General features: G+C 40.3%; 10 protein-coding genes and 2 tRNA genes. 1 reads left to right on the top strand and 11 read right to left on the bottom strand.

Features of this window, described 5'->3' with window-relative positions:
* Positions 1 to 8 precede the first annotated feature (8 nt).
* The 11 genes from Bovatus_RS18770 to prmC form a co-directional block, all read right to left on the bottom strand.
* On the bottom strand, positions 9 to 1649 hold the full coding sequence (locus tag Bovatus_RS18770) for a SusD/RagB family nutrient-binding outer membrane lipoprotein (protein WP_004299793.1): 1641 nt from the start codon (positions 1647 to 1649) through the stop codon (positions 9 to 11).
* A 15-nt stretch (positions 1650 to 1664) separates the two neighbouring features.
* Positions 1665 to 4988, bottom strand: a complete 3324-nt coding sequence (locus Bovatus_RS18765; RefSeq protein WP_004299792.1) for a TonB-dependent receptor — start codon at positions 4986 to 4988, stop codon at positions 1665 to 1667.
* 161 nt (positions 4989 to 5149) lie between these two features.
* Complete coding sequence (locus Bovatus_RS18760; RefSeq protein ID WP_052587969.1) at positions 5150 to 6136, bottom strand: FecR family protein; 987 nt, start codon at positions 6134 to 6136, stop codon at positions 5150 to 5152.
* A 56-nt stretch (positions 6137 to 6192) separates the two neighbouring features.
* Positions 6193 to 6747, bottom strand: a complete 555-nt coding sequence (locus tag Bovatus_RS18755) for an RNA polymerase sigma-70 factor (protein ID WP_004299790.1) — start codon at positions 6745 to 6747, stop codon at positions 6193 to 6195.
* A 275-nt stretch (positions 6748 to 7022) separates the two neighbouring features.
* Positions 7023 to 7106, bottom strand: a tRNA-Leu gene (locus Bovatus_RS18750).
* Between the two features lie 16 nt (positions 7107 to 7122).
* Positions 7123 to 7195 (bottom strand) — tRNA-Gly (locus Bovatus_RS18745).
* Positions 7196 to 7288: 93 nt separating this feature from the next.
* Complete coding sequence (argH, locus tag Bovatus_RS18740; protein WP_004305025.1) at positions 7289 to 8629, bottom strand: argininosuccinate lyase; 1341 nt, start codon at positions 8627 to 8629, stop codon at positions 7289 to 7291.
* A 10-nt stretch (positions 8630 to 8639) separates the two neighbouring features.
* Entirely contained in the window at positions 8640 to 9050 is a 411-nt protein-coding gene (locus Bovatus_RS18735) for an SRPBCC family protein (RefSeq protein ID WP_004299788.1), read from the bottom strand.
* Positions 9051 to 9145: 95 nt separating this feature from the next.
* The gene (gene pyrE, locus Bovatus_RS18730) at positions 9146 to 9784 is read right to left on the bottom strand and encodes an orotate phosphoribosyltransferase (RefSeq protein WP_004299787.1); all 639 of its coding nucleotides are present in this window, start codon (positions 9782 to 9784) and stop codon (positions 9146 to 9148) included.
* Between the two features lie 78 nt (positions 9785 to 9862).
* Entirely contained in the window at positions 9863 to 10345 is a 483-nt protein-coding gene (locus Bovatus_RS18725; RefSeq protein ID WP_004299786.1) for a regulatory protein RecX, read from the bottom strand.
* A complete protein-coding gene (gene prmC, locus Bovatus_RS18720) occupies positions 10342 to 11178 on the bottom strand; it encodes a peptide chain release factor N(5)-glutamine methyltransferase (RefSeq protein ID WP_004299785.1) in 837 nt (278 codons plus the stop codon). Before prmC ends, Bovatus_RS18725 begins: the two co-directional genes overlap by 4 nt.
* A 36-nt stretch (positions 11179 to 11214) precedes the next feature.
* Here prmC and ribD point away from each other — a divergent pair, with 36 nt between their 5' ends.
* On the top strand, positions 11215 to 12270 hold the full coding sequence (gene ribD / locus Bovatus_RS18715; protein WP_004299784.1) for a bifunctional diaminohydroxyphosphoribosylaminopyrimidine deaminase/5-amino-6-(5-phosphoribosylamino)uracil reductase RibD: 1056 nt from the start codon (positions 11215 to 11217) through the stop codon (positions 12268 to 12270).
* Positions 12271 to 12344: the final 74 nt, after the last annotated feature.

Below are 12344 nucleotides of genomic sequence, written 5' to 3'. Positions count from 1 at the left end.
CATGTAGGTTATCTCTTACAATCCCACCACAAACGGGTAGAAGACTTATCTTCGCCACCTGCACCGTTATTGAACAACTTCAAGGCTGCTTCATAAATAGCCTTTCCCTCGTTAGTCTGAGAAAAACTGGTGGGATAAATCATACGGCGAATACCGCCCTCAAGAGTTGCGCCTTGCACTGCTCCTTTCAAAGTCTTAATGACATTCAACTTCGGATAACCGGTTCTTCTCCATTCCGTCCACGCTTCCTGTCCGTTAGGAAACAAAGCAATCCACTTCTGAATCATAATTTTTTCCAACTTCTGCTCAGTTGTCCCTTCAAACTTGACAGTAGTCTCACACGGAGCAGAAAGTGTTTGCCCATACTGATAATGGGAAAGAACATATGCCCGAGGTGACAAATTGGAATTCATATAATCGTCTACAGGATCAGTCACACCATTCTCCTGAAAAGACATATCAATGCCCTGTTTATACCATGAATCCGCACTGCCGAAACCTTCCCACACTAAAGCTGCTTCCGCACGCAAAAAATAAACTTCCGATGCACGCAGCCAATATGTAGGAGTTCCACTTTGAATATTGGGCTTTGAGCAAGATTTATAGATATCATTCTGCGCATTGGCATGCCCTGCCGGCACCGCTTGATATGTTTTTCCATCGAAAGCCTCAACACCATAAGAGGCATTACCATCCATCGGCAAAAAATAAACGCTTAAACGCGGGTCTTCATATCCCATCAGATAAGAAAAGATGGAAGAACCCATACGAGCTTCATTATAGTTGCCTGCCAGCCATTCAATGTTGTTGCGAAAAGTCATACCTGCCCCTTGACTCATTTGAGCCGCATCATCCTTAGCCGTCATCACGCCGATAGAATGATTTACTGCTTGAGTAGCATACTTTTTCGCCAGTTCCGCATCAGCGAAGCGGACACGCATAGCCAAACGAAGCATCAGCGAATTGCCATATTTCACCCATTTGGTAGCATCTCCGGCATATACCGCATCATAAGCGCCCATTACATTCACCCCATTTTCCGCCTTTTCTGTTAATTCTTCAATGGCTGCAGTCAATTCTTCAAACATCGCCGTATACACCTCTTTCTCCGAATCGAACGGAATGTTCATTGTAGCGTCCGCCGCATGAGAATAAGGCATCGGGCCGAAACTTTCAAGTGTCTTGTGCCAAGCGGAAATCTTCAGAATTTGAGCCAAAGCAAAGACTTCGGGCGTACCATTTTTCTCGGACGCTATTTTCAATTTCTTCCAAGGATCAAGAGCATTGGTATAAGACTGCGTATAGGTCGCTTTTATCCAATTGTCCAACAAATAATAAGTAGTATTGTTACTACCTGCGTTCCAACCGTTACTGTTGTTCTCGCCAAAAAATCCACTCCAATTATCGGCCGATAGATGATAAGCTATTTGATATTCATTGATAACATCTGTATCATCAGCCTGTGTGCCTACGGGAATCACTGTCCGTTGCATAGCTGTAATCAGCCCTCCGACTTCAAAACCATCCATCGCACCTTCTCCGTCGCTCATTTCAAATTGGTTGGTATTGATTTCTTCAAAATTGCATGAGGCAAATAGCGCCATTGCGCATATCACCGCTAATAGTTTAAAATGATTCATTTTTCTCATAATAAAGAAGGTGTATTATAATTTAAATTTAATACCGAAGCCAAAGCTACGAACACTCGGTTGCATAAAATAATCATTACCTTGTCCGTAAGTACTAGTGGAAGGAGTCAGTTCCGGATCGAACGGAGCTTCGCAATACAACATCCAAGGATTGTTGGCTATAAACGAAACCGTAACATCTTTCAACACGTTACCAAACCACTTATTAGGCATAGTATAGCTAAAGGTAAGTTCTTGCAAACGAATATTAGTGGCACTGTATACATAGTAACCGGAAGTTTCATAATTTCCCGTACCTGTCATCTGATAATAAGACTTCGCATCTACCAGACCTTGTCCCTTCAACAATACGCCTCCCGCTTCACGAGCCTCAGCCGAACGTTTGGATACACCGAAACGATCAAGCAATGCCTCTGTAGAAGAGGTCACCACGCCTCCAAAACGTCCGTTGATCTGGAATCCGAGCCCAAAGCCTTTGTATGTCAACATATTACTCCATCCCATATTGAAATCAGGAGAAGTTTTTCCCAAATAAACGGGTTCCCCCTTTTCCATTCCAAAGGTTCCGTCGCTCTTTACCTCAACATATCCCAAGTGGTCTTTCTTCAAGAAGGTGTTGGCATAAATATCGTGGATACTTCCGCCTTCTTTCAAGATGACACGACCACCATCCTTCAAAACCTCCGGAATATTAATCGGTTCATCCATCAAATCCGTATGATAGTTTTCAACCATCTCCTTAATCTCGTTTATATTACGAGAGAATGTCAATGTTGAAGAGATTCCTAATCCGAACTTAAACTGATCGGAATAGCTTAATGAAGCCTCCCAACCACGATTTTCCACATTACCGGCCTGCAAATAAATCTGCTTGTATCCGGTAAATTCCGGAAGATCACCCAAGAAAGTCTGATTGTATGTATTAGAATGATAGTAGGTTACCTCCGCACTTAATTTATTCCACAACTTCAGACTTAATCCAAATTCGTATGACTTTGTACGCTCTGCCTTGAAATCAGTAAACGGATAGATACCGGTAGGATCTAATGCACCACCCACAATAGGGGTAGTTACCGTACCCGGAGTCAGTCCCGAACGGGATACAGGCGCACCGACTTCCGTATACGAACCGCGAACTTTCAGGTAAGAGATAAATTCGGGCAATTTGACCATCTCGGAAATAATCCCGGATAGACCGATTGAGGGATAGAAGAAAGATTCTTCATCGGTATTCACCAAACGTGAATTCCAGTCATTACGTCCGGTCAGTGTCAAATAAAGCATACTCTTCCAACCAAGTTCCAAATTGGCAAAAACAGCATGATTACGTACACGACTATCACCACCCTTTTCTGAGATACGACCATTAGCCGGATCGATATTAGAAGCCGCAAATTTATTGGGCACTCCCAATAATGTCCCTTTGTATCCTCTCTCCAATGCCCAATAGTTAGAATAGTTCCAACCCGCATTGGCAGAAATACTGAAATCAGCTATATGTTTATTTACGTTCAACATAAAGTCGGCATATTCCTGACGGTCTTCATAGTTATTGTATCCATACAGTCCTTTCTTTCCTTCCGCAAATTTATCGTCGGATGAAGCGTAAATCTTGCGTTCAAACAATACATGTGTGTCATCCATTCTGAAACGGGCTGTCGCATTCAACCAATCGGTAATATTATAAGTCAACCCTACGTTAAACATATAACGACTCTTTTCATTCGTAGCTACATTGCGATAAGCAGTCCAGTAAGGGTTCTGTGAAGCATATACCGGATCTGCCACCGGCCAATACTGAACCGGAAGTTGGCGACTTTCATCGAAATGTTCGAATGACTTAATTCCATCAAAGTCTTCACCACGAGGGAACAAATAGGCGGCCATCACCGGATTCCAATATTGTCCTTGCGATACCATATTCTTGTCTTTCTGTTTCACATACGACGCACCTAAATCGAGTTGTAATTTATCATTAAGGAAAGTTGCCGTATTACGGATTGTGAAATTCAAACGTTCATATTCATTATTAGGCACAATACCTTTGGAATTGGTAGAAGAAACAGAAGCAAAAGTCTGATTCGATTTCGTACCGGTGGTCAACGTAACCGAATTAATAAAGTTTGTTCCGGTATTAAAGAAATCCTTCTTAGGATCATAACTTGTAGGAGTCAACAGTTTCTCACCCCAGCTTTCATACATATCTTTTTTGTTACCATACGTATTTTGAAACTCAGGAGTCATATAAGCTTTGCTGAACTCTGAAGAAGAAGAGAACTGCACTGAAAGTTTTCCTTCTTTTCCTTTTTTAGTGGTAATCAAAATTACACCGTTAGCGGCACTACTACCATACAACGCAGCAGCCGAAGGACCACTCAAAACAGAAAGACTTTCAATATCTTCGGGATTGAAGTCGGCGATTCCTTCTGTTCCGGCCTTACCTTCACCCATAATACCACTGTCGGTATTTCCCATATTGGTATTGAACAAAGGAATACCGTCCACCACATACAAAGCATTGTTATCACCTTCGATAGATTTTGCACCACGCATTACAACACGTGTCGCACCACCAACTCCACTAGCACTTTTGTTAATACTCACTCCGGCTATCTTACCGTTCAGCGAGTTTACGAAGTTAGCATCTTTTACCGTAGTCAGTGCATCTCCCTTGACTTGTTGTACATTGTAAGACAACGCCTTTTCTGCACGTTTGATACCCAATGCCGTTACAACAACTTCATCGAGCACTTCTGTATCCTGCTTCATTACAACCGGATAGAAATCTTTCTTGGAAACAGGAATTATCTGTGCAGCATATCCGATATAAGATACTTTGAGAATAGATTTCTCTGCTGCCTTGATCGTAAAGTTACCATCGAAATCGGTAATCGTACCTGTAGAACTACCATCCACAGATATATTTACTCCAATCAACGGTTCACCGCTCTCATCAGTAACCTTTCCTTTGATATTTTTAAGGATTTGTGCAACTACAGGCTTCTTTTCAGCTATTATAATGTAGTTACCTTGTATTTGGAATGAAAAGCCCGTCCCTTTTAAGATGGTATCAAGTGCGGTTTCGAGGGATGCGTTCTGCAAATTTAACTGGGCTATTACTTTTCCTGTCAATTCGGAATCACTATAATTTATAGACATTTTAGACTGTTTTTCCACAGTCTTTAAGGCATCAATGACAGTAATATTCTTTTGTTGGATAGTTATTTTACTATCATTTTGAGCCAAAGCGAAAGTCTGTATAAGAATAAGACTTAAAAAAGTGAGAAAGACCCGCTTATGAGCTATTTTTTCTGCTATTTTTTCGTAGATTTGTAGCATCTTTAGTATTAGTTAATTGGTTATTATTCTAGGATCATTCAGAATAGCGTCAATATTACGCTAATATTAAAAGAGATTGATTTCATATCCGGGAGGAACGGCCATTCCTTCCGGGTATTTTTTTGCATTACGTATTAAATTTAAAAGGTTCTACAATATATTTATTCTTTACTAGTTACATAACACTTATTTCCCTTGATAACATAGTTTACATTTCCAACAACTTGCGATATAATCTTCATAACTTCTTCCAAATTCGCCTGTTTGGAGAAGCGGAAACTATATGTATTCTTTTTCAAGCTATGAAGGCTATATACAAAAGCATAAGGAAATTTGCGTTCAAGACTTGTAAAAATATCCTCCAGATGCATATTACTAAAAACCAGTTCCCCACGTTGCCATGCCGTCACATCATCTATCTCAGGCATCCGCAGATTGTGCGCTTTCGTATGTTTGTCATACACCAACTGTTCATTAGGCTTTAAAATAATATTGGACAGCAAGTTATTGAATTCAACTTTCACACTACCTTCCAGCAAAGTAGCCATCAGTTCGCTATTTTCCGGATAAGCATTTACATTAAATTCAGTACCTAAAGCAGTAACTTGATAATCATTGGCCTTTACAATGAAAGGATGCTTCTTATCCGGTTTCACTTTAAAGTTGGCCTCACCAATCAAATATACACTTCTAGTCTCTCCTGTAAATTTTTCCGGATATAGTAGTATACTCTTCGAATTCAACATGACATATGTACCATCCGGTAATGTAAGTTCACGAATTTCCGCTGTCGGTATATAGCATTCAACTAAATCTTTTTCCGGCCGTTCCTTTTCCAACATCAAATAAATAGAAACAGATGAGACTGCTAACAATAAAATAGCTGCAGCTCTCCATATAAGCAACTGGTAATTTCTACGTGAAGTGATAGACTGCATTCCCAGATTCTGCCGCATTCGTTGTATTGATTGTTGCATGCCATCAGGCACTTTCTGTTCTCCTGCTTGTTTCCAAAGCTCACGAAGAGCCTCACTCTTTTCATCAACATGCTCCTCATCAGCCAACCACTGTTGCACTTTCTTATGCGTATCGGCTGAATAGTTATTATGGCCGAACAATTCTATGAGTTGTTGAATATAATCTTTCATGAATCTTTTTCTTTCTTTTTGGGCTTTATACACTAAATACAACTACTACATACATACTACTTAAAAATATCAGAGAAAAAAATAAAAAAGAGGAGTACCTTCTTTAATTCGATCAATGCCAAATAAACCTGATGCTCTATTGTTCGGATAGAAACATCGAGTTTATCAGCTATTTCTTTATGACTTAATCCCCTGAAACGACTTAGTTCGAATATCAACCGACGACGCTTCGGCATCTTCTCCAGTGTCAACTGAATAATTAAGAGCATCTCCTTATAATACACACTATTCAATATCTCTTCCTTTTCTGTCAATTCATAAAGAAAAGTTTTTTCTATAACCTCCGTCTGATATTCTTGCTCTACCTGTTGATGTTTAAAGATGTTCAGAACTATATTTCTAGTCATTATGAAAATGTAATTATCTAGTTCTTTATCATTATCCAGCCATAACTCCGGCTGCATCCAAAGCTTACAGAAAACATCTTGAGCCACATCTTCTGCATCACTTTCAGATTTAAGCAGCATTTGAGCAAAGTTCTTTACTTTCGGAAAATTCACAGTAAAAAACCTCTGAAACTTTAATTCAATCTGCTTGTCGTTATTTTCCATCTCTCTAGTATTTTTCAGCGTTAACGGTTAAATTAAATGTACCATGTATAAGGTTAAAGAAGCGGTAATATAATAATTCATTATAAACTTATAATCTGAAAGCAAAATAAAAGATTAATAACACAATAAAAAAATATTATTACTGTTTTTTGATTTTTTTTCAAGTAGCCATTACTACAAAGCTCCCTCAAACAAAACAAATGTATATTACACACCCATAAAAATAAAAAAGGCTTCATGAATCAATGATTCATAAAGCCTATAAAGAATACTCGTACTCGAAGCGGGACTTGAACCCGCACAGCCGCAATGGCCAAAGGATTTTAAGTCCTTCGTGTCTACCATTCCACCATTCGAGCATCCTTTCAAAGAAAGAGCGGAAAACGAGACTCGAACTCGCGACCCTAACCTTGGCAAGGTTATGCTCTACCAACTGAGCTATTTCCGCGTTTTTTCAACGGGTGCAAAGATAAGTAGTTTACTTGTTTCTGCCAAATCTTTTCGGAGGAAAGTTTAAAAAACTATCCTCCGAAAGTCTATTTTATCTTCCAAGCAGTGCTTTCTCCGCTTTCTCCATTCCACAAAAGTTGAATCCATCAATCACTTGCTGCATCAATGCGGAGATTTCTGCATTACAGAGGTTGCCGATACTACCTTCATGAGTATGGTGTACTTCTTTAGTATGCGAGAATTTACCTGCTTCAATATCCAAACCAACCTTCTTATATGCATCACGGAAAGGCATACCTTCACGTGCCAAACGATTTACCTCTTCCACGCTAAAAATAAGGAGGTATTTGTCATCATCAAGAATATGTTCATTTACCTTTATTTCATTCATGATATAGGTTGTCATCTGCAAACAGTCTTTCAGTTCCTGAAAAGCAGGAAGGAAAACTTCTTTGATAATCTGCAAATCACGGAAATAGCCAGAAGGCAAATTATTCGCAATCATCATGATCTGTTGGGGAAGCGATTGCAGTTTATTACATTTAGCACGTGTCAGTTCAAAGACATCGGGATTCTTCTTATGAGGCATAATGCTGGACCCCGTGGTACAGTCATCAGGCAACTTAACGAAACCGAAGTTTTGACTGTTAAACATACAGGCGTCAAAAGCTAATTTGGAAATCGTCCCGGCAATCGTAGCCAATGCAAAAGCAACATTGCGTTCCATCTTTCCACGCCCCATTTGAGCATATACAACATTGTAATTCATTGAATCAAAACCTAATAAGTCAGTCGTCATGGTACGGTTCAAAGGAAAAGACGAACCATATCCGGCTGCTGAACCTAATGGATTACGATTGCACATTTTAAATGCTGCCTGCAAAAACAGCATATCGTCCATAAGACTCTCGGCGTAGGCACCAAACCACAAGCCAAAAGAAGAAGGCATTGCAATCTGCAGGTGTGTATATCCCGGCATCAAAACGTTTTTATACCGTTCGCTCTGACGGATCAAGACATGAAATAGTTGTTCTACCGCTTCGGCAACCTCTTTTATTTGCGTACGGGTAAAAAGTTTCAAGTCCAACAGAACCTGATCATTTCTGGAACGACCACTATGTATTTTCTTTCCGATATCTCCCAAACGACGGGTCAACATCAATTCTACCTGTGAATGTACATCTTCCACCCCGTCTTCTATCACAAATTCGCCTTTTTCGGCCGAGGCATAAATACTCTTCAATTCCACCAGCAACTGGTCCAGTTCTTCTTTTGTCAACAACCCAATGCTTTCAAGCATCGTAATATGAGCCATAGAACCAAGCACATCATGCTTGGCCAAATAAAGATCCATCTCACGATCACGACCTACCGTGAAACGTTCGATATCCTTATTTACCTGTACGGACTTCTCCCAAAGTTTCTGTGCCATAAAAAAAAGTTTAATATCCAATAACTGCCAGCATATCAACCATCTTCTCCAAACCTTCCTGGAGAGGTTTCTGTACCATTGCTTTCATAAATGGATTAAGATCCATTCCGATAGTTACCTTCACTTTGCACTCTTCTTCTGCAGTTTCAACCAATTGAATCCACATATTAAAAGGAAGAGGAGAGTTAGTTGTTGCCAACTTTATACATTTACAAGGATCACGCTCTACAATTTGCAAAGTCAACTTTCCGATAGGAGAGACACTAAAACTCAACGTGTCCGAATCAAAACTCAAATCCTGCACCTTATCTTTTGGCAAACGGTCTTTGACTGCTTCCAGATTACTTAAATCTGAAAGTTTATTATATACGCGCTCCTGGCTGTAAGGTATTACCTTGACACTACTCTCAAAATTACTCATAATTTTCTATTAGTATAAAACAAAAAAAGAACAATCCGGCCAAATATTGCCCGAACAGTTCTTTTTACCAAATATGTTTGATCAAAAAATGAATCTTATTTTCCAGCATCCCAATGAGCAGGGTCTTTACGCCATTCGTTCAATGTCTGTATGTCTTCTTCTTCGATATAACCTGTACGAAGAGCAACATCAAGCACGGCTTCATAATTGGTCAACGTTACCAAAGTCACCTTCGCATTTTTGAACGCCTCTTCAGCTACCGGGAATCCGTATGTATACGCTGCAACCATACCGATCACTTCACAACCATCGCGACGAATTGCTTCAACAGCCTTCAAACTACTACCACCAGTAGAAATCAAGTCCTCTACGACTACGACTTTCATACCCGGACGAAGTTCACCTTCAATCAGGTTTTCTAATCCATGATCTTTGGGGGTAGAACGAACATACACGAACGGCAAATTCAATGCATCAGCCACCAAAGCTCCCTGCGGAATAGCGCCTGTAGCCACACCAGCAATCGCATCCACCTGTCCGAATCGTTCTAATATCAGACGTGTAATTTCAATCTTCACAAAATTACGAAGAGAAGGATAGGACAGAGTTTTACGGTTGTCACAGTAAAAGGGGGATTTCCATCCAGAAGCCCATGTAAAAGGGTTAGCGGGTTGAAGTTTAATAGCTTTAATCTTCAACAGTTTCTCCGCAAATAGTCTCTCTAAGTTTTTCATAACTAAACTAACTATTAATTATTTGCCGCAAAAGTACAGAAATTGAACGAGAATAAAAAGAAGAATCCGTTTATTTTTTCAGTCAATTTGTTCCTCTTCATCGGGAATGTCGATACAACGCTTAATATCTTTCAGTTCAAATCCACGACTCATGGCAAATCGCATCAGCTTTCCATTCAATTCATAATCGTCTGCCGCATGAATACTTTTCCGTTTGGAAGCCAGCAGGTCACGCAGAATAGAAAGGTATTCTTCTTCATCAATTTCATTCAGATAACGCCATGCCACATCAGAAGGGATCTTCTTCATGTAAAGCCCCTGGGCTATTTTCATTTTCCCCCACTTGGCAAAGCGGAACTTGTCATTCACAAAAGCCCTGCAGAAACGTTCATCATCAATGAACTTCTCTGATTCCAGTCGGTCAAGAATACGCGCAATGGTATCATAGGCAATTCCCCAACGTTGTAACTTCTCATTTATTTCTGCCCGGCAATGCTCGGCAGTGGAGCAGTAAGAGGCTACGCGATTTAAAGCCTCTTCATCAGTTAATTGTGCACTCATCGGTTAGCTGTAACTATTCTATCTTTTCCAAATATGTCTTTTATAACACGAACATCACGATATTGGTTCATTTCAAGTATGTGTGCTGTTTCCCGGCCATAAGCCTGGTTGATTTCAAAATAAAGTTTTCCGCCCGGCAATAGCAATTCACTTCCCAGACAGGCTATACGATTATAAAACCGTAAAGGATCCTCGTCAGGAACGAACAATGCCAACCCTGGTTCCCAATCAAGGACATTAGCGTCCATTTCATTCTTTTCCGTTTCAGTCACATAAGGCGGATTACTGACGATCACATCAAAAGACGGCACCTTTTCCCAGTCATCAGACAATACATCTCTTTGCAGAAATCTCACCCCGGCTTCCAAATCTTCATTGTTTTTACGGGCAATAGCCAACGCTTCTTCCGAAATATCCCATGCCTCTACGTCTACATCCGGAAGTTTTTTATCCAGAGAGATCGCAATGCATCCACTTCCTGTACCTATATCTAACAGATGACGGGCATTCGGATTCTCCTTTACTATTAGCTCTACGAGTTCTGCGGTCTCCGGTCGAGGGATTAACACGCCGGAAGCAACCTTAAAATTCCTTCCACTAAACTCTGCAAAACCGCGAATGTACTGTATCGGTTCATTTTTCTGTAAACGGAATATAATGTTTTCTAATTCACGCTGTTTGCATTCGGATAAAATTATATCTTTGCCCATGTAAATATCAAGCGCATCTAAGCCTAACATGTCGCAACAAATCAGCATTGAAAGAGCTTTTATCTCTTCCTGCGGATAGCTTTCCTGCAAAGACTGGCGAATGTAAGCGGTGATACGATTCATATTTTCACAATTTCGGAGTGCAAAAGTAAGAATAATATGGCGAAGAGCACCAAAATGGAAGAAGAAAAATACATGAGGCGTTGCATTGAGCTTGCAAAGAACGGGTTATGCAATGTGCCTCCAAACCCGACGGTAGGGGCTGTTATCGTATGTAACGGACGTATTATCGGCGAAGGTTATCACATTCGCTGCGGAGAGGCACATGCGGAAGTCAATGCAATCCGTTCTGTCAAAGATGAGTCTTTATTGAAACATTCTACGATTTATGTCAGTCTGGAACCTTGCTCCCACTACGGGAAAACACCTCCTTGTGCGGATCTGATTATAGAGAAACAGATTCCACGCATTGTTATCGGATGCCAGGACCCCTTTTCTGAAGTAGCCGGACGGGGGATTCAAAAACTACGGGATGCCGGACGAGAAGTTACAGTCGGCATATTAGAGGAAGAATGTCAATCACTGATTCGTCGTTTTATTACTTTCAATACACTTCATCGGCCTTATATTACATTAAAATGGGCAGAGTCAGCCGATCGGTTTATTGATATAGAACGTACAAGTGGAATGCCTTTGATACTCTCCTCTCCTCTCACTTCAATGCTAGTACATAAAAAAAGAGCGGAGGCGGATGCGATTATGGTAGGCAGGCGAACAGCTTTATTGGATAATCCGTCGCTAACGGTACGCAACTGGTATGGACATAATCCAATACGTGTCGTATTAGACCGCACATTATCTCTTCCGAATGATTTACAAATATTCGATGGGAATGTGCCAACATTAGTCTTTACTGAAAAGAAACAGCCAGCAAGAACCAACATCACATATATCTCCATCGACTTCAATCATAACCCACTGGAGCAGATTATGGAAGTACTGTATCAACGGAAAATACAATCCTTACTGGTAGAAGGAGGCAGTCAATTGCTGCAATCGTTCATTAATGACGAGCTATGGGATGAGGCGTATATCGAGAAGTGCCCCAGCAGACTACATTCCGGTGTTCAAGCACCCCAAATGAACGATAATTTTAGTTACTCGATAGAAGAACACTTCGAAAGACAATTTTGGCATTATGTTCATCGGATATAGCTAAGATAGTTCTATTCAGGGGGTTTTACGTCGATAAAAACAGTGTTATTATCTATAATTTTATATAAAACTTA

It is taken from the genome of Bacteroides ovatus, from assembly GCF_001314995.1.
In the GTDB taxonomy this organism is placed as follows: Bacteria; Bacteroidota; Bacteroidia; order Bacteroidales; family Bacteroidaceae; genus Bacteroides; species Bacteroides ovatus.
This window is presented reverse-complemented; position numbering and strand designations above follow the sequence as displayed.